General features: G+C 65.3%; 21 protein-coding genes. 14 read left to right on the top strand and 7 right to left on the bottom strand.

The window, feature by feature from the left end; genetic code table 11:
- Nucleotides 1-113 precede the first annotated feature (113 nt).
- A complete protein-coding gene (locus AC1Q7F_RS28240; protein WP_492511897.1) occupies nt 114-1481 on the top strand; it encodes a GntR family transcriptional regulator in 1368 nt (455 codons plus the stop codon).
- A gap of 87 nt (nt 1482-1568) precedes the next feature.
- On the opposite strand, the gene AC1Q7F_RS28235 is transcribed toward AC1Q7F_RS28240, so the two are convergent.
- On the bottom strand, nt 1569-3782 hold the full coding sequence (locus tag AC1Q7F_RS28235) for a TonB-dependent receptor (RefSeq protein WP_492511896.1): 2214 nt from the start codon (nt 3780-3782) through the stop codon (nt 1569-1571).
- A 241-nt stretch (nt 3783-4023) separates the two neighbouring features.
- Here AC1Q7F_RS28235 and AC1Q7F_RS28230 point away from each other — a divergent pair, with 241 nt between their 5' ends.
- A complete protein-coding gene (locus AC1Q7F_RS28230; RefSeq protein WP_492511895.1) occupies nt 4024-5091 on the top strand; it encodes a serine hydrolase domain-containing protein in 1068 nt (355 codons plus the stop codon).
- A gap of 386 nt (nt 5092-5477) precedes the next feature.
- Here AC1Q7F_RS28230 and AC1Q7F_RS28225 read toward each other — a convergent pair whose 3' ends face one another.
- Complete coding sequence (locus AC1Q7F_RS28225; RefSeq protein ID WP_492511894.1) at nt 5478-6758, bottom strand: spinster family MFS transporter; 1281 nt, start codon at nt 6756-6758, stop codon at nt 5478-5480.
- A 49-nt stretch (nt 6759-6807) separates the two neighbouring features.
- A complete protein-coding gene (locus AC1Q7F_RS28220) occupies nt 6808-7842 on the bottom strand; it encodes a zinc-dependent alcohol dehydrogenase (protein WP_492511893.1) in 1035 nt (344 codons plus the stop codon).
- 202 nt (nt 7843-8044) lie between these two features.
- Here AC1Q7F_RS28220 and AC1Q7F_RS28215 point away from each other — a divergent pair, with 202 nt between their 5' ends.
- The 3 genes from AC1Q7F_RS28215 to AC1Q7F_RS28205 all read left to right on the top strand — a co-directional run bounded on the left by AC1Q7F_RS28215 (nt 8045) and on the right by AC1Q7F_RS28205 (nt 10333).
- Nucleotides 8045-8401, top strand: a complete 357-nt coding sequence (locus tag AC1Q7F_RS28215) for a VOC family protein (protein ID WP_492511892.1) — start codon at nt 8045-8047, stop codon at nt 8399-8401.
- Between the two features lie 289 nt (nt 8402-8690).
- Nucleotides 8691-9506 carry an IclR family transcriptional regulator gene (locus tag AC1Q7F_RS28210; RefSeq protein WP_492511891.1) on the top strand — a complete coding sequence of 272 codons (816 nt, stop codon included), beginning with the start codon at nt 8691-8693 and terminating at the stop codon, nt 9504-9506.
- Nucleotides 9506-10333 carry an IclR family transcriptional regulator gene (locus tag AC1Q7F_RS28205; protein WP_492511890.1) on the top strand — a complete coding sequence of 276 codons (828 nt, stop codon included), beginning with the start codon at nt 9506-9508 and terminating at the stop codon, nt 10331-10333. The genes AC1Q7F_RS28210 and AC1Q7F_RS28205 overlap by 1 nt, the downstream gene beginning before the upstream one ends.
- 96 nt (nt 10334-10429) lie before the next feature.
- Here AC1Q7F_RS28205 and AC1Q7F_RS28200 read toward each other — a convergent pair whose 3' ends face one another.
- Nucleotides 10430-11353 (bottom strand): phytanoyl-CoA dioxygenase family protein, encoded by a 924-nt coding sequence (locus AC1Q7F_RS28200; protein WP_492511889.1) that lies wholly within the window; start codon nt 11351-11353, stop codon nt 10430-10432.
- A gap of 130 nt (nt 11354-11483) precedes the next feature.
- On the opposite strand from AC1Q7F_RS28200, the gene AC1Q7F_RS28195 reads away from it, so the two are divergent.
- The 3 genes from AC1Q7F_RS28195 (at nt 11484) to AC1Q7F_RS28185 (ending at nt 14479) form a co-directional block, all read left to right on the top strand.
- The gene (locus tag AC1Q7F_RS28195) at nt 11484-12386 is read left to right on the top strand and encodes a LysR family transcriptional regulator (RefSeq protein WP_492511888.1); all 903 of its coding nucleotides are present in this window, start codon (nt 11484-11486) and stop codon (nt 12384-12386) included.
- Between the two features lie 145 nt (nt 12387-12531).
- Nucleotides 12532-13116 (top strand): NADPH-dependent FMN reductase, encoded by a 585-nt coding sequence (locus AC1Q7F_RS28190; RefSeq protein WP_492511887.1) that lies wholly within the window; start codon nt 12532-12534, stop codon nt 13114-13116.
- A gap of 1 nt (nt 13117) precedes the next feature.
- Nucleotides 13118-14479 carry an MFS transporter gene (locus AC1Q7F_RS28185; RefSeq protein ID WP_492511886.1) on the top strand — a complete coding sequence of 454 codons (1362 nt, stop codon included), beginning with the start codon at nt 13118-13120 and terminating at the stop codon, nt 14477-14479.
- Here the strand turns inward: AC1Q7F_RS28185 and AC1Q7F_RS28180 are convergent.
- Nucleotides 14380-15405 (bottom strand): LysR substrate-binding domain-containing protein, encoded by a 1026-nt coding sequence (locus tag AC1Q7F_RS28180; RefSeq protein WP_492511885.1) that lies wholly within the window; start codon nt 15403-15405, stop codon nt 14380-14382. The genes AC1Q7F_RS28185 and AC1Q7F_RS28180 overlap by 100 nt on opposite strands.
- Nucleotides 15406-15623: 218 nt before the next feature.
- On the opposite strand from AC1Q7F_RS28180, the gene AC1Q7F_RS28175 reads away from it, so the two are divergent.
- From AC1Q7F_RS28175 to AC1Q7F_RS28150, 6 genes are all read left to right on the top strand, one after another.
- The gene (locus AC1Q7F_RS28175) at nt 15624-16445 is read left to right on the top strand and encodes an HTD2 family dehydratase (RefSeq protein ID WP_492511884.1); all 822 of its coding nucleotides are present in this window, start codon (nt 15624-15626) and stop codon (nt 16443-16445) included.
- The gene (locus AC1Q7F_RS28170) at nt 16442-17254 is read left to right on the top strand and encodes an HpcH/HpaI aldolase/citrate lyase family protein (RefSeq protein ID WP_492511883.1); all 813 of its coding nucleotides are present in this window, start codon (nt 16442-16444) and stop codon (nt 17252-17254) included. Before AC1Q7F_RS28175 ends, AC1Q7F_RS28170 begins: the two co-directional genes overlap by 4 nt.
- Before the next feature lie 11 nt (nt 17255-17265).
- Nucleotides 17266-18474, top strand: coding sequence for an acetyl-CoA C-acetyltransferase (locus AC1Q7F_RS28165; protein WP_492511882.1), 1209 nt, complete (start codon nt 17266-17268; stop codon nt 18472-18474).
- A gap of 116 nt (nt 18475-18590) precedes the next feature.
- The gene (ribB, locus tag AC1Q7F_RS28160) at nt 18591-19262 is read left to right on the top strand and encodes a 3,4-dihydroxy-2-butanone-4-phosphate synthase (protein WP_492511881.1); all 672 of its coding nucleotides are present in this window, start codon (nt 18591-18593) and stop codon (nt 19260-19262) included.
- A gap of 34 nt (nt 19263-19296) precedes the next feature.
- Complete coding sequence (locus AC1Q7F_RS28155) at nt 19297-20097, top strand: alpha/beta fold hydrolase (RefSeq protein ID WP_492511880.1); 801 nt, start codon at nt 19297-19299, stop codon at nt 20095-20097.
- 119 nt (nt 20098-20216) lie between these two features.
- Nucleotides 20217-21392, top strand: coding sequence for an LLM class flavin-dependent oxidoreductase (locus AC1Q7F_RS28150; RefSeq protein WP_492511879.1), 1176 nt, complete (start codon nt 20217-20219; stop codon nt 21390-21392).
- A 323-nt stretch (nt 21393-21715) separates the two neighbouring features.
- Here the strand turns inward: AC1Q7F_RS28150 and AC1Q7F_RS28145 are convergent, their stop codons facing one another.
- Together AC1Q7F_RS28145 and AC1Q7F_RS28140 are read right to left on the bottom strand one after the other, a co-directional pair.
- The gene (locus AC1Q7F_RS28145) at nt 21716-22912 is read right to left on the bottom strand and encodes an LLM class flavin-dependent oxidoreductase (RefSeq protein ID WP_492511878.1); all 1197 of its coding nucleotides are present in this window, start codon (nt 22910-22912) and stop codon (nt 21716-21718) included.
- 142 nt (nt 22913-23054) lie between these two features.
- Nucleotides 23055-24272: a CoA transferase gene (locus AC1Q7F_RS28140; RefSeq protein ID WP_492511877.1), complete on the bottom strand. Its 1218-nt coding sequence runs from the start codon at nt 24270-24272 to the stop codon at nt 23055-23057.
- Nucleotides 24273-24416 lie beyond the last annotated feature (144 nt).

Below are 24416 nucleotides of genomic sequence, written 5' to 3'. Positions count from 1 at the left end.
AAGGCTGGCAGCACGGAACAGCGAAGCGTCCGTTCCCAACCCTGCCGATGGCTGTTGCACCGAATGCTTGGCGGACCTCAGTTCAGGTGCCGCTGTTGAACTGGAGGCAGCACGTGGCTGAACCGGATGGTATTTCTGAAATGAACTGTCCGAGCGGTTGGACGACGGTCGATGAGATCGCTGAGGAGTGCTTGAAGCGCTTCATCCTCGGCGAAAGCGGCGATGATGGGCGGGTAACCGAACGTTGGATCGTTCAGCAGTTCGACACGACCCATGCACAGGCCCGTGAAGTTCTCCATCGGCTGGAAAAGCGCGGCGCCGTGATATCCTCCTCACGGCGCGGCGCCAGACTCGTAAGTGCCGCTGATGGCGATCATGCGGACGTCCGGCCCTTATGGCTGGACCTGCTGGAACGTGCCATTCAACTCGTCATTCAACGCGGCCATAGTCCCGTTGTGCCCTCCGTTCACGCCAGTCCCGACAATTGGCAACAGCACTTGCTACTCGAAACGGCTATCACCAGCCTCGGCGAGGCCGGTGATAACGCCAAACTTACCGAGATATTGCAGCGTTTGGCCATAGAGGTCGCGGTTGCCAGCGGCGGACGGACGCCAATCGCTCCAGAGGTGCTGATACGGATCATCGGCGAACTGGCTGCGGGGCGCGGCGATGTGGCCCTGCAATTGGTTCCGATGACTTTCCTGCCATCTGCGCGAAGGCATGACCGGCGCCGGCTGTCCGAAGGCCTGCTGCGCGGCGTCATGGCCCAAGTGACGGGTACGCACGCCGGCATAATCCAGGACTACTTCAATCGTGTGGCCGGCCATGTCGGGGCAACATATGATTCTGCACCTGCCGCTACCGAGCAGTTGGCCGCCGCCATCCGACAACGCATTCAATTTGGCGAACTGCGACCGGGCGAGCCGGTGCGGGAGCTACCGCTGGCGCAGGCGTTCAGGGTTAGCCGCGGCCCCGTGCGGGACGCGCTACGCATGCTGGATCGCCAGGGCCTGATCAGCCTGGAAGGACGCCGAGGTTCCTTCGTCCGCAATCTGTCGCAGAAGGAGATGAACGATCTTATACAGGTACGCGCCACGGTGTCGGGCGTGCAGATGGCCGAGGCAGCCCGCGCGGATAACCAACCGGAGTGGGCGGTGACCGAACTGAAAGCGGGCCTTGCCCTTTTGCAAGAGATTGCAGGTGACGAGGATGGGGACGCAGCCAGTTACATCCTGGTACGGCGTATCGTCGCTATCGTCACGCTGGCCATCGGCGGCAACATCGTTGTTGGCCGGCTAGCCGGCGACCTGGAGCGGGAGGTGACGACCTTGTGGGCGAATGTCGTTTCAAAGGAGCGGCAGCAACGGTCGGCAGGGATATGGACCGACATCATCGCCTCCATCCTTTCCCGCGACGTGGCTGCGGCCAGATTGCACGGGCGACGCGTGGTCGAAAAGGCATTCGACGACAACAAGACCTGATTTGCCGCCGGTGCGACATTCTGAATGGCGCAAAGTTCGGCCCCTGCCCCGGAGAGATCATCTACCGGGACAGGGGAGAATGCGAGATCAGAAGCGCGCCGTCACCTCAAGGCGGTAGACACGGGGGGTGCTGTAACGGTTGACCGTTGTATCCCGGGCCACGCGATAGACATCGTTGCCGAGATTGTCGACACCGACCGCTATCGACACGGCGCCCTTGGTTATCCCCAGACGAACATTCACGGGATCGAAATCGTCCAGATCTACCGAATTCGCTCGGAGTTCCTGGAAACCGCCAATCTGTGTGGAATAGAAGATATTGGCGAACAGCGTGCTGTCGGCAATAAAGGGACGGCTGAGGTTGACGTTGGCGGAACCCAGGAACTCAGGAACTTGCGGCAGGTTGATGCCAGCGAAACGTCCGGTCTTCACCTTCCCATCCTGCCATGATGCCGCCAGTGTAATGCGTAGCCGATTGTCAGCAAGCGATAGCAGCTTTGTAAGTTCAGCCTCCGCACCATAGGATTCCGCGTCGCCAACATTGGTGAGGAAGGTTGTCGCGGCCACAGGGCAGGTACTATTGGTCAGCGCACAGCCATTGTCTGTTTGTGCGATCATGTTCTGCAGGTCGTTGTAATAACCAGCGACGGCAAGATAAAGACCACGTGTCGGTTCGCCACGAACTCCAATCTCATAGCTTTTGGAGTCCTCGTCGCCATAGGCCGCTGGAATGGGCACCGGCTGCCGCAAATCACCAAGATTGCTGTTGAACCCACCGGCCCGGTAGCTGGATCCGAGTTTCGCGTAGGCCAACATGCCCTCGTCAAGCCGGTATGCAAGCGTCGCATTGTACGAAACATTGTCAGGCTTCGTCCGCGCATCGACCATCCGGGCTGTCCCGCCAACTGCCGTACCTGTCCGAAGATCATACAGACGAGCGGTCAAGGCGCGGTCGTCTTTGGTGAAGCGAACCTCACCGGTTACATTGACCAACTCTGTCAGGTCATAAGCGACGGACCCGTAACCGGCATAGGACCGGTACTTCAGATGCGCAGGAGCAAAGGTACCCGGAGAAGGATTGAGCGTAGTCGGCGTGCGCCGTGCCGTGATCTGATAGCGGCTGTCCAGGATGACGGTCTCAACTCCGGCCAGCCAATCCAAGCGGTCGGCAAGTCCAGTGCCACCAATATGGATATCCTGATTGAAGCTCTGGGTTTCATCCAGGACGGATGATGACGCTCCCGTGTCGATGATCGCTGTCACGGCCCCCGTCGCCCTTGCTGCCGCAAAACTCGCCGCATCAACACCGTCCGTGTCCAGATCATAGGCCGATGTCCGGATGCGGAAATGGCTGGTGGAACTCAGCGTCAGGCCATCGCCCAGGTCCAGGGTTCCGCGTAGCTGATAAGTATCCACGTTCTGCGATGCCCGCGGCTCTGTGTTCCAGCTATAGCTGTACTTCGGCTGTACGAAGCCGCCCGGAAAGCCGGGAGAACCCGGAGCGATGGCGATCTGGTAATGAATGGCGGGCGTGACCAAGTCCTGTGTTTCCGCCAGGATGGTAAGGTCCAGCGGTCCCGAAACGAGGCGCAACTGGCCGCGCAGACCATGGCCCTTCTGCCGGTCGAAATAGATGTCATTATTTGGATTGTAGAAAAAACCTTCATCCTGCCGGACATAATCGCCACTGATGCGGATCGCCACCTCATCTGACAGTGCGACGTTGGCGACGGCTTGCGCCTGCTCGCCTTCCGTCTCGAAATCGTACCGGAGACGCACATGTCCGGAATTGTCAAATTCCGGCGCCGCAGAGACGATGTTGATGGCACCGCCGACTGCATTGCGGCCATAGAGCGCGCCCTGCGTTCCACGCAACACCTCCACACGACCGATGTCCAGCATGTCAATCCGGGAGAAATTGCGGCCACCAATGGCACCGCCACCAATATAGGCACCGTCCCTGTAGAGACCCACCGCCGGATCACCATTGGTGGCCCGGGCCGTGGACGATGCACGCATTGAAATCTCGGACGTCACAGTGGAGTTGAGGTTGTTGAAGCGCACGCTTGGTTGGTCCAGCAGCAATTCACGGGCATCTTGGGCTCCACCACGATCAGCCAGCGCGGCCGCATCGATTACCGACACGGCAGCGGGCACATCGACCAGTCTTTCATCCCGGCGGCGCGCGGTAACGACGATCTCGCTCAACGTTTCGAGGCCACCATCGGTTTGGGCGGCGACGCCATCCCAAAGGCTCAACGCAGCAAAGCTCGCCGTAGCGAGCAGTACCTTCCTCTTCATGATTCCTCCCCCAACGTTCGGATTGGCACCGAACTCTTAATGTCGATTATTGACAATCTAACTTAGGAAGAGCCTGTGTCAATAGGAAGTCACCATCGCAACGGATTGGGTGGCACCGTCTATCCAAGGAAGACGCCGGTATCACCAAATATCTCGCCCCTAAACCCACCGCGACCTCGTTTTGGGCTGGTACCGGTCTCCCACTGCCACTAGGTTTATTATTGACAATAGGAGAGCGCAAATGCCCAACCCATTCAAGACCGGCCTTGTAGCCCTTTCCCTGATGTTTGGATGTACCTCCGCGAGCCTCGCCAGAGAAGTCGAGAAACCAAATGATTGGCAGGCACGCTGCGCGAAAGCCACAGCCTATTCCACAGCTCGGCGCGGGCTCGCTATCCTTGTGCTTTCCAATGGACGGCCCGTCTGTGAACATTATGCGGAGGGGGACCGAGAAACCGCCAACGAATTGTGGTCGGGGACGAAGAGCTTCGTCGGCATCATGGCCGCAGCAGCCGTACAGGATGGCCTCCTGTCGCTGGATGAGCCGGTATCGGCCACCATTGCCGAATGGCGTGGCGACAACACTAGGCAATCCACCACGATCCGCCACTTGCTGTCGATGACCAGCGGCCAGGCGAGCACCATTGGCCGACCGCCCACTTACGCGGACGCGCTGCTCAGACCTACCAATGCACCACCGGGAGCGAAGTTTCAGTACGGGCCCACTCCGGTCCAAATTTTTGGGGAGGTCATGCGTCGTAAGCTGCAGGCAAAGGGGTATAACGGTGACCCGGTCCTCTACTTGAAGCAGCGGGTGCTTGACCCGATCGGAATGGACGTAGGGGAATGGCGTCGCGACAATGACGGCAATCCGCTCCTGGCACAGGGTGCGATACTCACTCCTCGCGAATGGGCGAAGTTCGGAGAGTTCGTCCGGGGGGGCGGCATACTGAATGGCAGCCCGATTGTCGATCAGTCGACATTGGCGACCCTCTTTGTATCGACACCGGCAAATCCCGCCTACGGATTAACTTGGTGGTTACCCCATATGCCGACCGTACCGGATCCCGTATCCGCAACGACTGACATTGGCCGGCGATCCTCGGAAATCCCAGCCGATCTCGTTGTAGCGGCCGGGGCCGGTGACCAGCGTCTCTACATCATCCCGTCGCTTGGCCTCACCATCGTCCGGCAAGCCCGCCTCAATCTGCTCGGCACGCTGCTTGGCCGATCATCCGGATGGTCCGATGTGGATTTTCTTCGGATTTTAATGCACACCCCGCCCCAGCAGGTCGGGAAGCAAGGTTAGATAGCTCGCCATGAATCCACCTATCCAGCCCCTCGTTCGTGAGCGTCTGGCGGTGCTGGATGGCCGCTCCCTACGCCCATTTTCACTCTCTGTTGTTACCTATATGTTACCTGCGGGGTTTTGGGGTGCGTTTGGCGCAGATAGCAAAAACCCCAGCAAGACGTTGATCTTGCTGGGGTTTTCTTTTGGATGCGGGGGCAGGATTTAACCGTTGGTATGACAATTTATCCGTGAGCATCTAGCCAGATCAATACCTCGTTCCCTGAGCCGTAGACTCATGATCCCTGGCACAATAGCCTGACGGCGACGAGCTCTACGGCTGCCAGGGAGTTGCCTGTTGTTTGTCGTATCTGGTGGCGATTCCCCCAGGCCCGGATCGCAGCCCCTCAGTCCTCGGCCTCGCGCCGCGCGGCATTGCCGACGCGGAAAAGCTGGATACCGCCGGCCAATGTTGCCAGCGGCACCAGCCCGAGGGCCCAGCGCAGCCCTTGGCCATCGGCGAGGGGCGACAGCAGATCGCTGCCATAGCCGACGATCATCGGGGCCGGCACGCTGGCGCCCAGCGCAATCAGCAGCAGCATCACCGCCGTGGCCATGGCCCGCATGCTGGCCGGGCTCTTCAATTGCAGGATCGTCAGGATCAGGGGCGAGTTGGTGATCAGCAGGGCATAGCCCAGGACCAGAAAGATAACGAAGCCGGTGAAGCTGCCGGCCAGCAGGGCCAAGGTGAAGCACAGCGCCGACAGCAGCAGCAGCGCCGCCGTGACCCGCAATGGCACCCAAAGGCCCCGGCGGCCGAAATGGTCGGTGGCCATGCCCGACAGGATCATGCTGGCCCCGCCAAGCAGGGCGACACCGCAGCCGATGGCGTTGCCCACCTCCGCGCTGCCCACCCCGAAGCTGCGCACCGCATAGGCCGGCGCCCAGGCCAGGATGGCGAATACGCCGATATTGCAGAAGACGGCGGCGATCACCGCCTGCCGGAACAGGGAAATCCGCCAGAGATGGGCCATGGTGCGGAACAGGGACAGGGACAGGACCGCCGCCGCCGGTCCCGTATCCTGCCGCCCGCGCACCGGTTCCCGCACCGTCAGCAGCAGGATGATCGCCAGCACCACCCCCGGCACACCCGCCGCCAGGAAGGTGTGACGCCAGCCCAGCCATTCATTAAGCAGGCCACCCAGCGCGAAACTGACCAGGATGCCCAGGGTCGATCCCGAACTGAGGATGGCCATGGCCGTGGCCCGCCGCGAGGGGGGAAAATAATCGCTGATCAGCGAGATGGAGGTGGGCGTCGACCCGGCCTCCGCCACCGAAACGCCGACCCTTGTCAGCGCCAGTTCGACCAGATTGGCGGCCCGCCCGCCCAGGGCCGTCATGAGGCTCCAGATGGTCAGGCAGATTGTCAGGAACCGCACGCGGTTCACCCGGTCGGCGACATAGGCCATGGGCAGGCCCAGGATCGCATAGAAGAAGGCGATGGCGGGACCCGCCAGCAGGCCCAGTTGCCCGTCGCTCAGACCCAGGTCGCGCTTCACATCCTGCGCCAGGATGCCCAGGATCTGCCGGTCCGCCATATTCATCACATACACGGCATAGAGCATTCCCAGCACATACCAGGAATGGCGGGGAACCGGTGCCGGCGTCGGCGAACCGTCGGGCTGCATGGCATATCCTGTGTCTGTTCGGGTGAACCTGAACGCTTTGGATTGCCGCCTATGGCAGCAGCAGCACCTTGGACGGGGTGCGGCCATGGCAGAGGCGGAAGGCTTCATCCGCCCGCGCCAGGGGAAAGCGGTGGGTGACCAGGGCTGCGAAGCCGTCCGGCGCGTCGGCCAGCGCCTTCAGCACGGTTTTCCAGGCCGAGGGCGGAATGCGCGACGCACCACGGATTTCCAGCCGGTATTTGACCAGCCGCATGATATCGACGCTGGCCGGCCGCTCCGGCATCCCGGCCACAACCAGCACGCCCTGCGGTCGCAGCAGGGCCAAGCCCTGATCGATGACCTCCGGCACCCCCGCCGCCTCCACCACCAGGTCGAACCCGTCACCCTTGGCGGCGGCCAACGCCTCGGCGGCACCGGGTTCCGCCATGTCGAAGCAATCCGCGATCCCCATGCCGCGCAGCACATCCAGGCGCGGGCCATCCTGCTTGCCCATCACGGCCACCTGCGCCGCACCCAGATGGCGGGCCAGTGCGGCTACGCCCTGGCCGATGGGACCAGGCCCCAGTACGGCGACGCGCATGCCGGCCTTGAACCCACCCACGGAGAGCGCATAGGCGCCCACCGACAGCGGCTCCGCCAGTGCCCCCAGTTCCAGCGGCACGCCGTCGGGTAGGTCATAGCAATAATCGTCGGGCGCCAGCAGCAGGGAGGCGAAGGCGCCGTCGCGGATCAGGCCCACGGCCTGCCGGTCCAGGCAGCCGACGAAATCTCCCTCCCGGCAGCGCGCGCAGCGGCGGCAGGCCACGGCGGGATCGACGACGATGGCACGCCCGATACGGGCCGGATCAACACCCTGCCCCACCGCGACGATGCACCCCGCCGTCTCATGCCCCAGGGTCACGGGCAGCGCCTTGGCCATGAAGCCGGCATAGGACGCGGTCCAGCGGTCCACCGACAGGTCGGTGCCGCAGATGCCCGTGGCGGCCACGCGCACCAGCACCTCCCCCGGTCCCGGTGCCCTCGGTTCCGGCACCTCCACCAGCGCCAATCCGCCCGCCGCCTCCACCTTGCGCAATGACAGCATGTCGAACCCTCCCGATCCGCCGGGTCTTCGCCCGTTTCGCGGCTTCACTGTAGGGGAGGCGGGCGGCGGGTCCAGGCGATTTCGTTGAATGGTTCCGCCGGAAAACTCATGCCGCCGGGCCGCTTCCTCGACCCATCTCCCCAATCACACATGTTATGGATAGCAGATCACGTTCCACAATACAGCCCGATGGGAGCCAGCAATGACGATCCGCAGGATCCAGAACATCTACGTGGTGGCAACCGACATGGGGCGGATGGCCGGCTTCTACCAGCAGGCGCTAGGGGCCGGGCTGAAATTCCGCGATGGGGACAACTGGACGCAACTGTCCATCGGCGGCGGCAATTTCGCCCTGGCGTCGGCTGCCGAGGCCGGGGCCGGTGACAAGGGGGCCACCGTGACGTTCGAGGCCGACGACCCCGACGCCGTGGCGGCGGATGTGGAACGGCTGGGCGGCCGGGTGCTGGGACAGCGCAACATGGGCAGCCATGGCCGCACCGTCACCTGCGCCGATCCGGAGGGCAATGTTTTCCAGCTTTTCGCCAAGAGTTCGGGCTGACCTTGTCTACGGCTTGCCATGCAACCAGGTGCAACACAAATCACGGGTGCATTCGGAGTGAATGGCGCCCTAGCTCCCGTTCAAGCCCGCTTCATGCAACCAAGTGAAACAGAAAAAACGTTGCGTTCGGAGCGGTGTGTTTTCCGTTCCGGCCGGCACATACGGGGGTGGTGTTGATTGAAAGCACCATAGCACGAGACGCGCGTGAAAGTCAGCCACGGGGTTCGTCTTGGCGCGGAGGGGCCTGGTGCGCTAGGCTGCGGCGCCATACAATGATCCGGGGGCGTCCTTGACGCAGCAGAGCGATCCTTCCGGCGACCGTGGCCAGAACAAGGCCACGGCGCGCACCCTGCAAGTCCTGTCCTGCTTCGCCGCCGACGCGCCCGGCTATGGCGTGACGGAGCTGTCGCAGCTTCTGGGCATGACCAAGAACATGATCTACCGGGCGCTGACCACCCTGGTGGACCAGGGGTATCTGGTGCGCGACGTCACCGGCCTGCGCTATCAACTGGGCTACCGCGTGCTTGAATTGCAGAGCCGCACGGCCCTGGAACCGGATTTCCGCAGCCTGTGCGCCCCCTACATCCAGAAGATCCACGCCCTGACGGGGGAGACGGTCAGCCTGATGGTGCGCGGGCTGGATTATGCCGTGTTCATCGACGGGATCGAGACCAAGCGGCCCGGCACCTGGCGCATGGAGATCGGCGGCCTGCGCCCCCTGCATGTGCCGGCATCCGGCCGCGTCATGCTGGCCCATTGCCCCGACCGGGAGGTGGAGGATTATATCGCCCGCCACAGCCCCCTGACCATCCCGCCATCGGACCGCCCCATGGCGGCGGCCGACCTGTGGGCCGATATCAAGGCCATCCGGGAACGCGGCTATGCGCAGGTACGGCGCGAAGGGCCGCTGCCCATGCTCGCTATGGGCTTTCCCATCACCGATGCGGAGAACCGGCTGCATGGCGTGCTGTCGGTCGGCGGTCCGGTGGAACGGATGGAGGGGGAATTGCAGCGCCTGCTGCCGGAACTGCGCCGCCTGATCGATGAGCTGTGCAGCCGCACGCGGCTCTATGCCGCCGACGCCGCGCATATGGAGATCAACTGATGTCCGCCCCCAACCGCGCCGTCATCAATTCGTCGGCCAGCCATGTGTTCGAGGTGCTGCGCTTCGTAGCCGAAGCCGACGAGGCCCTGGGCGTGACGGAGATCAGCCGGCAGATGTCCCTGCCCGCCTCCACCGTCTATCGCGCCCTGGTGACACTGGAGGAAGCCGGTTACCTCAGCCGCTACCAGAACACGCCGCGCTATGAAGTCGGCCAGATGCCGCAGCTGTTGAACCGGGCTTTGTTCAACCGCTTCCATCTGCACAAGGCCAGCCGGCCGGTCCTGCGCACCCTGGCGCATGCGATCGGGGAGACGGTGTCGCTGTCGGTGCGGCTGGGCTGGTTCACCCTGCGTATCGCCGGTGCTTATGGCAGCAACGACATCTATCACCGCGACCGGCTGGGCGAGGTGGCGCTGCTGCATGAAGGCCTGGCCGGACCGGCCATCCTGTCCACCCTGACCGGCGACGACCGTGTCGCCTATCGCCGTTTCGTGGCAGCATATCACCCGGCACGGCAGCCCGAAGGCGGGTGGGACGGCCTGACGGCGCAGTTGCAGGAGGCCAGCACCGACGGGTTCCTGACGGGAGAGGTGGCACTGGCGCCGGGCTTCCACGCCGCCTCCCTGCCCATCCGCACCGTGGATGGCGTGGCCATTGCCGCCATCACCGCCAACGGCCCCGTGCTGCGGCCGGGCCTGCGCGAACTGCCCGACAGCCTGCTGCAGGCGCGGGAGAAGCTGGAACAGATGGTGCGCGACGAGCCGGAAAAATTCCGCTCCCCCTTCGACCATATCCCGGCGGACGAGATGCGCTTGCAATTGGCGTAAGGCTCTACGGTCGCATTGCGAATCATCAACCGACCACTTTTTCGCCTCCCCGGCGAAGGCCGGGGAGGCGAAAAAGGTGGATGTTGAAGGGAGGGCTCACCCCAACATCGCATTCATCTCCTGCCGCCGCTTCTCCGCCATCGCATCCAGGTCGCCCAGATTCTGGTGGCCGGTGACGAAATCATTCTGCGGCACCTGGTTCTCACCCAGCACCAGCCAGATCGGCCGCTGCGCCAGGGGGGCCGGCTTGTCGCGCCCGCTGCCGATGGCCGATCCGAACGACCGGTCATAGACATCCTCGGCCGCCATGTAATGGAAGGTCAGGCCGGCGCGGCGGCGGCCGGAGGTGTTGGCGTTGGCGCCATGGACCACGAACAGGTCATGCACGGAGAAATGGCCCGACTTCATGGTCGAATGCACGATGCGATGTTCATTGATGCCGCTGGTATCCACCTCGAAATTCAGCAGGTCGCGCATCTCCTTGCGCTGTTCATGATGGATCGGCCCTTCCCTGCCGCTGCCGGCCACGAAGGACAGGCTGCCATTGTCTGGATCGACATCGTCCACCGCGATCCAGATCTGGGCGCTCTGCGGCAGCTTGCGGCCGGGGCCGGCCTTGACGGCGGGGTTGTAGCAGTCCTGGTGCCAGGGGGTGCGTTTGCCCGTGCCAGCGGGCTTGGCGAAAATCTCCCCGCCCCACATGATCAGGTTGGGACCGATCAGGCGGCTGGCGGCGGCGATCAGGGTCGGGTGGATGGCGATCTTGAACAGCTCCTCCCCGCCCTTTACCCCTTCCTCCTGACCGTCGCGCAGGGGGATGTGGGGCATGCGGGTGATGCCGGCCCAGTCGGTATTGTCGCGGAACACCTTCTCGATCGTCTCCCGCATCCAGGCGGCATCGTCGGCCGGCAGGCCCAGGCGGGGGAAGACGTAACCCTGTTCGCGGAAATGCGTGACATCCTCATCGGCGATCAGCGCGCGGGCGTCCACCTGGACGCTGGTTCCCAGCTCCTGCAGCATCTTGGGGCTTTCCTTTTCCCTGAGAGGTCCGGCGCATCGCTGGCGGCCGGTTGCGGGGCAAACGTTAAGCCGTGCAATTATGCACCGTCCAATATAATGTTTCGGATTATTGATACGTTTGGAGATATGAATGTTCCGGACGGAAATCAGCCTCGTCCAGCTCCAAGCCTTCGTGACGGTGGCCGACGAGCTGCATTTCGGCCGTGCCGCCGCCCGCCTGGGCGTGGCGCAGCCGCCGCTCAGCCAGCAGATCCAGCGGCTGGAGGCGGCGGTGGGCCACAAGCTGTTCGACCGCGACACCCGCAAGGTGCAACTGACCGATGCCGGCACCGCCCTTTACGGCTTCGCGCAGAAGATGCTGCTGGAGATGGTGGAGGGGCTGGAAACGGTGCGGCGGGTGGGAAGGGGGGAAGCGGGGCTGCTGACCATCGGCTTCACGTCGACCACCGCCCTGCATGTGCTGCCCGCCATCGTCCAGGCCAACCGCCAGCGCTATCCACTGATTGAATTGCGGCTGGTGGAGATATTGCCGGAACCGTTATGGGACCAGTTGCGCGGCGGTCGCATCGACATCGCCCTGTCGCGGGAGATGATCCCGGAACCGGGCCTGGATGTCTTCACCCTGCTGCGCGAGACCTATGTCGCGGTGCTGCCGGCCGACCATCCAATGGCCGCTGCCGGCGGGCCGGTGGCGCTGGGGTCGCTGGCGGCAGAAAAGTTCATCCTGTTCCCGCGCAACCGCGTGTCGCGCTATCATGACCGGCTGATCGAGATCTGCCTGGCGGCGGGCTTCATGCCGCGCGGGGTACAGGAAGCGCCGGGATGGCAGACGGCCATCAGCCTGGTGGGATCGGGCATGGGCATCACCATCCTGCCCGCCTGCACCGCCAGCCTGGCCCTGCCCGGCGTCATCTTCCGCCCCATCGACGGCGGCGCGCGGTCCAACATCACACTGTCGCGGCGGGCCGGCGATGGGCGACCGCTGGTGGAGAATTTCATGGCCGTGGCGCGAGGGGCGGTGGAGGAGGCATAGCATCACCTCGCCCCCCTTTTCGTCATCCCGGCTTCTGCCGGGATGACGAAAAGGGGGGCGTCCTTCCAAATACTCCACCCCATCCGCCCCTCCCCCCTGACATATTATGGAGCACACCCCATAATTCAGAACATGAGGCGCCGATATGTCCCGTAAACCGTTCATCCTGGGCCTGGGCGGCACCACCCGGGCCAACTCGTCCTCGGAGATGGCACTGCGCATGGCGCTGGCGGCGGCGGCGGAACTGGGAGCGGAAACGGCGATCATGACGGGGCCGGAACTGGTGCTGCCCCTCTATGCGCCGGAGAACCCGGAGCGGGAGCCGGCGGCAGGACGGCTGGTGGAACTGCTGCGCCGCGCGGACGGGGTGATCCTGTCGTCGCCCGGCTATCACGGCTCCATCTCCGGCTTGATGAAGAACGCCCTGGATTATGTGGAGGATATGGCCCGCGATCCCATCCCCTATCTGGATGGCCGCGCCGTGGGGTCCATCGCCTGTGCCTATGGCTGGCAGGCGACCGGATCGACCCTGGCCACGATGCGTTCCATCGCCCATGCCCTGCGCGCCTGGCCGACGCCGCTGGGCGTGGCGGTCAATTCCATGGGCACGAAGTTCGATTCCGACGGCACCTGTTCCGACCCGGCCATCGCCGGCAATCTTTCCATCCTGGCCAGGCAGGTCGTGTGGTTCGCCCGCACCAGGCTGGCCCTGCTGGATGAAGCCGCCTGAGATGAGCGCCGATGAGCCCGCCGGCCTGCCGCAGCGGGCGCGGGGCCGGGCGGCTTCCCTGGTCGCCGTGGCCGTGGCCATGGCGGTGATGGACGGCATCATGATGAATGTCGCCCTGCCCGCCATCGGCCGCGACCTGGGCATCACCGCATCGCTGTCGGTCTGGGTGGTGGGAGCGTATCAACTCGCCATCGCCATGGTGCTGCCGCCGCTGGGGCGGCTGGCCCTGCTGGTGGGGCCGAAGCGCACCTATCTGGCCTGCATCGGCCTGTTCGGGACGGCGTCGCTGGCCTGCGTCTTCTCCAACGATGTTGTGACCCTGTCGCTGGCCCGCTTCATCCAGGGCTGCGGCGGGGCCGGGATGATGGGCATCACCAATGCCATGCTGCGCAACATCCACCCGCCATCGGGCATGGCGCGCGGGGTCAGCGTCAATGCCATGGCCGTGGCCCTGGCGCTGGCGGCGGGACCGGCCATCGCCGCCCTGGTGTTGGGCTTCGCCTCCTGGCACTGGCTGTTCCTGGCCAATCTGCCGCTGTCGGCGGGGCTGTGGCTGCTGGGCCGCCGGGTGCTGCCGGCCGATCCGGCGCCCGACAAGGCCCAGGCGCGCTTCGACAAGGGCGGGGCGCTGCTGTGCGCCGGCGCCATCGGAACCCTGATCCTGACCTTGAACAGCCTGGCCCATGACATGGATTTGGCGCCCGTGCTGGCGCTGGCCAGCGTCACCGCCATGCTGTGGCTGTTCGTGCGCCGGCGGCGGCCATCGCTGTTGCCGCTGGACCTGCTGCGCCGGCCGCTTTACGGGCTGACGGTGGCCACCACCTTCTGCGCGGCGGCGACGCAACTGATGTCCTATATCGGCATTCCCTTCCTGCTGCTGGACCGGGGCTGCACACAGGCGGAGATCGGGCTTTATTTCATGGCCTGGCCGCTTGCCCTGGGCGCGGCATCGCCCCTGGTCGTCATGCTGGCCAACCGGTTCGCGGCCAGCCGGCTCTGCGCCATCGGGCTGGTGATGGTCGCGGGCGGACTGGCCATCCTGGCCCTGACGCCGCAACAGGCGGGACCCGTCGACATCCTCTGGCGCATCGCGCTGTGCGGCGGGTCCTACGCCCTGTTCCAGATCCCCAATACCCGCGCCCTGGTCACCTCCGTCCCGCTGGCGGTGGCGGCCACGGCCAGCGTTACAGGCGCCCTGGGGCGGGTGATGGGCCAGGCGACGGGGGCGGCGCTGGTGGCGCTGGCCTTCCGCGCCTGGCCGGATCAGCGGGCCATCATCGCCCTGTTCCTGGCATCGGGTATCGCGCTGTTCGCGGCCTTCATCAGCGGGCTGCGCCCCCCGACTTCCGCCAGCGAGGGCTGAGCCCGCTCCCCCACCCCGGCGGCGGCCAGCGCGTCCAGCAGCCATTTCTTGAAGACGCGGATATGGTGCGCCTCCCGCCGGCTGTGGGGCACGGTCAGGTAATAGCCAAGATCGCGCTTCAGCACGCCCTCGAACGGTTCGAACAGATGGCCGTCGGCAATCTCCCGCTGGAAGTAGGCCTTCTGCGCCATGACAATGCCGACCCCGGAAATGGCCGACTGATAGACGACGGACAGTTCGTCGAACACCAGATGGTCGCGCGGGGTCAGCCCCTCCGCCCCGTTCAGCGCCAGCCAGTTGGGCCAGTCGGCCCGGCGCAGTTCCTGGTGCAGCAGCACATGGTTCTTCAGGATCTCGATGGGATAGGGCCGCTTGGCGGGGTCCAGCAGCTTGGCCGAACAGACGGGCCGCAGTTCATCATGGAACAGCAGCGTGCTGTCCACATTCTTCCAGTGGCCACGGCCGTAGCGGATGCGCACATCCACCTGGTCGCGCCCGAATTCCGTGCTGTCGGTGGCGGAGATCAGCTTCACCTTGATCTCTGGGTGCCGGACCTGGAAGTCTGGCAGGTTGGGGATCAGGAAACCGATCAAGAAACTCGTATAGGCCCGGACCGTCAGCACCGGCGGCGGCTGCACACCCAGGAACTCGTCCGTCGCCTCCGACAGGCGCACGAACCCGTCCGACAGGCGCATGGCGAAGGCCTCGCTGCGCTCCGTCAGCGCCAGGCCATAGCCCGTGCGCTCGAACAAGGGTTCCCCCAGATAATCCTCCAGCGCCTTCACCGACCGGCTGACCGCCCCCTGGGTCACGCACAATTCGTCCGCGGCCTGGGTAAAGGACAGGTGGCGGGCCGCCACCTCGAATGCGCGCAAGGGGTTGAGGGGGGGAATACGGCGGGCCGGACGGCCTTTGCCAGCAAACATATCGCACCTCTTATCAAGGTTTCGCTCCCTGGCCGTGAGATTAGCTCATACACCTGCCCCATGCAAGCAATCTGGAATGCATTCCATATTGCAGCACAGCAGGACATGCCGCATTGCGGTGGCAACCCCGAATTCTCCGGGCGGAATGAGAATTTGTCGGCCCGGCATGATCATGGAAATCAATAGGTTATTGGCGAAATACCTGCTGGTGGCGCGCCATGACGATCGATATGGAAAACCTGCTTCCCTGGATCGGCCGCGCGGAGGAGGTGGCGGACATCGCCAATCCGGCCTCACTGGCCGGCTTGGCGGCCCTGCTGGACCAGGACGGCCCGCCGACGGGCGTGGTGCCGCCGCTCTGGCACTGGCTGTATTTCCTGCCCCAGGCCCGGCAATCACAGATCGATCGCGACGGGCACCCGCAGCGTGGCGGCTTCCTGCCCCCGGTGCCATTGCCGCACCGGATGTGGGCGGGCGGCGACCTGCGCTTCCTGGCGGCCATTCCCGTGGGCGCAGCGCTGACCCGCCGGTCGATCATCACCGACATCAAGCATGCACAGGGCGGGTCGGGCGAACTGGTCTTCGTCGCCGTCCAGCATGGGATTTTCGCCGATGGCGTGCTGGCCGTCAGCGAACGCCAGGACATCGTCTATCGCAGATCGGGCGGTGGAACGCCGGCGCCGGGCCCCGCCGCCCCGCAAGCGGCGGTGCGGGAAAGCCTGACGGCCGATCCCGTGCGGCTGTTCCGCTTCTCCGCCCTGACCTTCAACGGCCACCGCATCCATTACGACCGCGACTATGCGATGCGCGAGGAGGGCTATGGCGGGCTGGTGGTGCATGGCCCGTATATCGCCGTGCTGCTGCTGGACCTGTTCCGGCGCCATCATCCGGGCACGCCCGTGGCCCGCTTCAGTTTCCGGGGCCGCCGGCCGCTGCTGGATACCAGCCCGTTCGACCTGTGCCTGTCCGGGACCGAGCTGTGGACGCGCGATGCCGAGGGGCAGGCGACGATGACGGCAGCGGTGGAGGTCGGGTCATGAGATCCTTCCTGTTCGTGCCGGGCGACCGCCCCGACCGCATCGCCAAGGCCGGGACCAGGGGGGCGGATGCCGTCATCCTGGACTTGGAGGATGCCGTTTCCGACGCCGCCAAGCCGGCGGCACGGGCGGCGCTGAAACAGTCGGCGGAAGCCATCCGCGCCACGGGCACCGCTGTGGCGCTGCGCATCAACGCCCCCTGGCGGATGGCACTGGCCGATATCGACGCGGCGCTTGAAGCCGGGATCGACCTGCTGGTCGTGCCCAAAGTGGCAGATGCCGCCCGGCTTTCGGTGCTGTCGGAGATGATCGGGAGCGGTCCCACCCGGCTGATCGCCCTGATCGAAAGCCCGGCCGCCCTGCCGCAGCTGCCCGCCATTGCCGCCATGGAGCGGGTGGCGGGACTGGCCCTGGGCAGCGAGGATTTCAGCCTGGAACTGGGCGCCCCACCCAGCCCGCGCAGCCTGGAACTGCCTTGCCGCCTGATCGCCCTGGCGGCGGCATCGCGGCGGCTGATGGCGTTGGGACTGCCGATGTCGCTGGCCGAATATCGCAACCTGGCCGCCTATGGGAACGCCGCCGCCGACGCGCGGGCCGTGGGCATGACGGGCGCGCTGTGCATCCATCCCGATCAGGTCGGGGTGGTCAACCGCGTCTGGCAACCCGACCTGATGGCGCTGGAACAGGCGCGGCGCGTGCTGGATGCCTGGAATGATGCCCAACTGCGGTGCCAGGCCTTGGCCGCACTGGACGGGCGGATGATCGATTTGCCGGTGGTGGAACGTGCCCGCCGGCTTCTGCATGACAATTGAAGGAGGGTCTGTTGCGCGACACCGTCATCTGCGCGCCGCTGCGCACGCCCGTGGGGCGGTTCGGCGGACAGTTCAAGGGGCTTTCGGCCCATGGGTTGGGCGCCGCCCTGCTGCGTGGCCTGCTGGAACGCACGAACCTGCCGCCCGACACGGTGGAGGATGTGCTGTTCGCCCAGTGCTATCCGTCAATGGATGCGCCGGCCCTGGGCCGCGTCGTCGGGCTGGATGCCGGGCTGCCGGTGGGGATCGGCGGGCTTCAGATCGACCGGCGCTGCGGGTCGGGTCTGCAGGCGGTGATCAATGCCGTGATGCAGGTGCAGACCGGCGCCTGCGACCTGGTCCTGGCCGGCGGAGCGGAAAGCATGAGCAACGCTCCCTTCTACAGCACCAGCCACCGCTGGGGCGTGAAGGGCGAGGGCATTATGTTCCATGACGCGCTGGCGCGGGGGCGGGTAACGGCGGGCGGGCTGAACTTCCCCGTGCCGGGCGGCATGCTGGAAACGGCGGAGAACCTGCGCCGCGGCTACGCCATCCCAAGGCTGGAGCAGGATGATTTCGCCTGCCGCAGCCATGAGAAGGCGGTGGCGGCCCAACGCCAAGGCCTGTTCGACGCGGAGATCGTGCCGGTCGCCGTGTCGGGCAAGGGCGGGGACGTGCTGATCACAAGCGACGAGCATCCGCGCGCCGACACCACACTGGACAGCCTCTCCGCCCTGAAACCCGTGCTGGGCCGCCAGGATCGGGATGCCACGGTGACGGCCGGCAATGCCAGCGGCCAGAATGACGGGGCATCGGTCTGCATCGTCACCACGCGGGAGAAGGCCGACGCGCTGGGGCTGGTGCCCATGGCACGGCTGGTCTCCTGGGGGGTGGCCGGGGTGGCGCCCGACCGTATGGGCATCGGGCCGGTGCCGGCCACGGCCCGCGCCCTGGACCGCGCCGGGCTGCGCCTGGCCGATATCGACCTGATCGAGTTGAACGAGGCTTTCGCGGCCCAGGTGCTTGCCTGCACGCGCGGCTGGAACTTCGGCGCGTGCGATTTCGACCGGCTGAACGTGCAGGGCTCCGGCATCTCGCTGGGCCATCCGGTGGGGGCCACGGGCGGGCGCATCCTGGCGACGCTGCTGCATGCCATGCGGCGTCGGGAAGCGCGTTACGGGCTGGAGACCATGTGCATCGGCGGCGGCCAGGGGCTGGCGGCGATCTTCGAGCGTGCGTGACAAAATCGGAATGCATGCCGTCATTCAGAATTCTCAAGCGCCCGCCCCTTGACCCTCTTTAGGATGTTCTATTAAATGGCATGTATTGCGAATATCATTCCATAACGAGGTTGATCGTGACGGACAATGTTGTGGAAATCGGCTTCGACACGATCGATGACGCGCTGGCCGCCATCGCGGCGGGGCAAATGGTCGTGGTGCTGGATGACAAGCACCGGGAGAATGAAGGCGACCTGATCATGGCGGCGGAACATGCCACACCGGCCGCCCTGGCCTTCATGGTTCGCCATACGACGGGCATCGTCTGTGTCGGCCTGCAAGGCGACCGGGTGGACACGCTCGACCTGCCGCCGATGGTGCCCAGCAACAGCGACCGCCACCAGACGGCCTTCACCGTCTCCGTCGATGCCCGGCGCGGCACCAGCACCGGCGTGTCGGCCGCCGACCGGGCGGCCACCATCTCAGCATTGATCGACCCGGCGACGACGCCGGACGACCTGATGCGGCCCGGCCATATGTTCCCGCTGCGTGCCCGGCCGGGTGGGGTGCTGGAACGGCCCGGCCATACGGAGGCGTCGGTGGATCTGGCGCGGCTGGCCGGCTGCGTCCCCGCCGGGGTGCTGTGCGAGATCGTGGCCGAGGATGGCAGCATGGCCCGCACGCCGGAACTGCTGCGCTTCGCCCGCCGTCACGGCCTGCGCATCGTCACCATCGCCGACCTGACCCAGCATCTGCGCCAGCACAAATCCCATGACCGTCCGGCCAGCGCCTGCAAGCGCTCGGCCTGACCCATAAAGAAACAGGAAGGAAACAGGAAACGCCATGTTCCGAACCGCTTTCCCGGAAAGGATCGACGTTGCGGGAGCGTCCATCGAACTGATGACCAGGGGCGACGGCCCGCCGCTGCTGTTCCTGCATGCCGGTCATGGGGTCGATGCCGATGATGCGCTGGTCCAGCGACTGTCGCGCCAGCATCGGGTGATCGTGCCCTCTCATCCAGGTTTCGGCGCCAGTACGCGCCCCGCCGGGGTGACGGGGATGGATGACATCTGCCATGTCTATCTGGACCTGATCGAGGCGCTGGACCTGAAGGACCTGATCGTCGTCGGCGTCTCCTTCGGCGCCTGGATCGCGGCGGAACTGGCCACGATGGGCACCGGCCGCATCAAGCGGCTGGTGCTGATCGACGCGGTCGGCGTGAAAGTCTCCGGCCGGGAAACGCGCGACATCGCGGACATCTTCGCCACGACGGTGGAGGATATTCCCGGCCTGTTCTTCCACGATCCGGAGAAGGGCAAGGCGGCCTTCCACGGTTTCGATTTCAAGACCATGAGCGATGAGGACGTCACCCGTTTCGTGCGCAACCGCGAGAGCCTGCTGCTCTTCGGCTGGTCGCCCACGCTCTATAATCCCAAGCTGCTGGGCCGGCTGCACCGGGTGAAGGTGCCCGTGCTGCTGCTGTGGGGGGAAGATGACAAGGTGGTGGGCGTCGAGTATGGCCGCCGCTTCGCCGCCGCCTTCCCCGGTGCGAAATTCGAGGTGATCGAGGGTGCCGGCCATTACGGCTATCTGGAACAGCCCGACGAATTCGCCGGCCGCATCGATACGTTTCTGGCCGCTTGAAGCGCGGTGTCGCATGCGGGCTTCGCCCCTATGCGACCTACGAAAAGGCACCCGGTCCGTAGGTCGCATAAGCGGAGCGCATGCGACATCCCAGGCCCGACAAGGGGGAGAGAACACCCATGGAATTCTGGCATTTCAGCGAACAATCGATGCATCCGGCCTGGGACAATATCCCCGGCCCCACCAAGGTGCTGGTCGATAACGCGCATTGCGATCCGCAGGTGGCGCATGAGCTTTACAACCGCTATCTGGATGAATGGATGGTGGCCGACCGGCTCGGCTACAACATCATGGTCAACGAGCATCATGCCTCGGCCAACTGCATGTCGGCGTCCTGCCTGCTGACGCTGGCCATCCTGGCGCGGCAGACGCAGAAGGCGCGGCTCTTGTGCCTGGGCGTGCCCATCACCAACCGCACCGATCCCTATCGCGTGGCCGAGGAGTTGGCCATGATCGACGTGATCTCCGGCGGGCGGCTGGAGATCGGGCTGGTCAAGGCCTCGCCCTTCGAGCTGGCCATGTCCAACCAGAGCCCGGCCCGCATCATGGACCGTTACTGGGAGGCCCATGATTTCGTCGTCAAGGCACTGACCCACAAAGGCGGCCCCTTTTCCTGGGAAGGCGAATTCTACAACTACCGCAACGTCAATGTCTGGCCCCGGCCCCTGCAGCAGCCGATGCCGCCCATGTGGATCACGGCGTCGGGTGCCTCCACGGGCCGGCGCATCGCGCAGCTGGGCTATGTCTGCGCCACCTTCTTCAATGGTGCGGGCACCAAGCCTTTATTCGACGCCTACAAGGAGGAATACCGCAAGGCCCATGGCAAGCCGGCGGCCATCGACCGTTTCGCCTATCTGGCCATCATGGTCTGCGGCAGCACCGAGAAGGAGGTGCAGGAGCGCGTGGCCAAGGTGAAGCCCTATCTGGAGGTGCAGCCGCGCACGCCCAAGGGCTGGATCAACCCGCCCGGCTATGAAAGCGTGGAGCTGAACGCCGGCGCCTTGCGCATGGGCAAGACCGGCCGCATCAATTTCGGCCTGCCGCCCAACCCGACTCTGGGCGAGATGGCCGATGGCGGCATCCTGTTCGCCGGCACGCCCGACCAGCTCTATGACCAGATGTCCCGCTTCTCCGACAAGGTTGGCGGCATCGGCCATATGCTGATGCTGGGCCAGGCCGGATACCTGTCGCATGAGGAAACGGTGGACAGCCTGACCCTGTTCGCCGAACAGGTGGCCCCGCGCCTGCGCGCCTATGCCAAGGAAAAGAACGCGGCGATGAACGACGCGGCGTAAGGGCTGGGCCGAAGGATATCCCCGCTTCCTGGGCAACAGGGGCGGGGATTTGTTGCTTTTGGGGAGAGATAAAGGTCCGGGCCGCCAAGGGTTCCATCAATCTCCACCGTCACCCCGGCGCAAGCCGGGGCCCAGTTAAGCGGTGGTAGCCGCGGCATGACTCACATCAGCGCTGACCGCGCCTTACGCTGGACCCCGGCTTCCGCCGGGGTGACGGTGAAGAGGGCGGGAACGAAGGTAACCAGGTGTTCCCGAAGGTCACAAAAAGGGCGGGCCCTGGTAGCCCGGGGACCCGCCCATATCAGCCCCAGAACCGGAGGAGTTCAGTCCTTGGCGCCGATCATGCCGGTCTTAGCCGCACTGTCCAGGGCCGCGGCACCGCCATATTTCTCGAACGTGGCCTTGGCGGCGGCGTGGGACTGGCTGCTGTAGTCCAGCGAATGGGCCTTCCAATTGTCGAAGGATTCCGCCCGCGCCCGGTTCGACCCGCTGAAATGCGGCACCACGAAGCGGGCGTAAAGCTCATAGGAGCGCTTGGTCTCGTTCCAGTCGGCCCAGTCATGGCATTGGTGCAGGAACACGCCGAAATCGCCCTGCTTGGCCTGAAGCTTCTTCAGCACATCCACGGCATCATCGGGCGTGCCGATGACGATATGCCCGGCCTCCAGCAGCACATCCACCGGGTCGCGTCCCGCCATGTTGCCGAACCGGCCCGGCGTCACGGTGCGGGCATACTCGATATATTTCTCCAGCCCGTGGCGGACGTTCGCCCGCGCCTTCTCCCGCGTCTCCGCGATATGCATGGGGCCCATCAGGCGCAGGCGGTTGCGGTCCATGGTGCGGCCCTGTTCGGCCGCCACATCGCAGGCATGCTTCCAGTTGACATCCAGCACGTTGAACCCGCCCGAGGCGTCGGTGGCTGCCACGCACAGCATGGCCAGGTCGTACTTGCCAGCAAGGCGCCCGCCCGACGGCGTGGCGGCACTGGCCACCGCGATCTCCGGCCGCGGCTGGGTATAGGGCAGCAGATGCGCGCGCGCCTCCACCAGTTCGTACCAGTCGGTCTTCTCTGTCACCACCTGCCCGTCCAGCAGGCGCAGGATGACGTCCAGGGCCTGGGCCATGCGGTCGCGCTGGGTCTTGGGATCGATGCCCAGCATGCGCGCATCCGACACCAGCAGGCCCGGCCCGAAGCCGAACATCACCCGCCCGCGCGACTGGTGGTCCAGTTGGATGATGCGGTTGGTGACCATCAGCGGGTTGTGATAGGGCAGCGAGATCACGCCCGTGCCGAACCTGATATGCCGCGTCCGCTCCACCGCGGCGGCGATGAACAGTTCCGGGGATGCGATGGTCTCGTACCCGCCGGAATGATGCTCCCCGATCCAGGCCTCGTCATAGCCCAGCCGGTCCAGCCATTCCATCAGCTCCAGATCGCGGTGCATCAGGGCGTGCGCATCCTCGTCCACCGGGTGCAGCGGCGCCAGGAAAACGCCGTGGCGCAGACGTGTCTTCGACATTCCAATCCTCCCGTGCCGGCGGTCCCTTGGGCGGCCGCCGTCTCCCGATAAAGCTAGAATATGGCAACTATTCCGTCCATCAAAACACAGATCGTCAGATGGACGGCGGGTCGCATTTTATCTGCGTGCACATGACCGCTTTTCATGCCGCCGGTCCGGCGATCAAACCACGATCATGCAGGTCGGCCAACTGCCCTTCACCCAGGCCCAGCGCTTCGGCCAGCACCTCATCCGTATGCTGGCCCAGGATGGGGCCGACCGCCGACGGAACCGGTTCGCAGGCCGAGCTATCCACCGGGCTGGCTGCGGTCAGCATGGTGCCAATGCCCGGATGGTCGATGCGGGCGAATAGCGGGTTGGCGGGCGAACAGCGCGGATCGTCGGCCAGCAGTTGCTCAAAACTTTGATACGGACCCCAGCAGGCCCGTGCCGCATCCAGATCCCTGCCGGCCTGGGCAAGCGTGCGGGCGGCGAACCAGGGGGCCAGCAGCCCGGCCACGGCGTCGCGCGCCCGAAACCGGTCGCCCTCCCGCGACAGGTCCAGCCCGCGTGCGGTGCCGAGCGCTGCCATCACCTCCATCGTCCCAGTGGCGCGCAGCAGCGCCTGCCACTGGCCGGCGCTGACCGCGGCCACCATCAGGCGGCGGCCATCGGACGTGGCGAAGTCGCAGCCGAAGGCGCCGAAGATATGGTTGCCGTGACGTTCGCGGCCCTGTCCGTTGATTTCCACCTCCGCCAGCAGCCCCATGTCGGCCACCACGGCCAGGGCCACGTCGGACAGGGCGATGCGCAGCAACTGGCCTGCCCCGTGCAACCGGCGATGGCGTTCGGCCGCCAGCAGGGCGGTGGCCGCTGTCTGCCCGCAGATGAAATCCCAGGCGGGCAGCACATGGTTGATCGGCGCCCCCGGCCCTGCCGGCCCCGTGGCCAGCGGGAAGCCCATGGCGCAATTGACCGTGTAATCCAGGGCCGTGGACCCGTCGCGGTTGCCCAGGATATTGACCATCACCAGGTCGGCCCGCCGCCGTTGCAAACCGGCAAAATCCAGCCAGCCCGTGGCGGGGAAATTGGTGACGAACAGCCCCCGCCCCTCCCCCGGCGCGGTGATCAGAGCCTGGGCCAGTTCGCGCCCTTCCGGCCGGCTTATATCGATGCGGACGGATTTCTTGCCCTTGTTCAGCCCGGCCCAATAGAGGCTGCGCCCCTGGGCGGTGACGGGCCAGCGATGCTGGTCGATGCCGCCCGCGATCGGGTCGATGCGGATCACCTCTGCTCCCAATCGGGCCAGCGAACCCGTGGCAAACGGCCCGGCGATGAAGGCCGCGCATTCGGTGATGGTCAGGCCGGACAGGATGGCCATGGGTTTCCCGTTCCCGGTTTTTACCTGACCCCATAAGGCGCCCGGCGTCCGCGCGCGGGCAGCGGAGAATTGCGTATCGGGCCGGAGAATATTTCAGGGGCTTCGGACCGGCGACCGGGCGATAGTGGATCGTCACCGCAGACC

The organism is Niveispirillum sp. GW835-FHT14G11 (genome assembly GCF_058793615.1).
The sequence above is the reverse complement of the archived record's forward strand: the minus strand, read 5'-3'. Positions and strand labels throughout refer to the sequence as shown.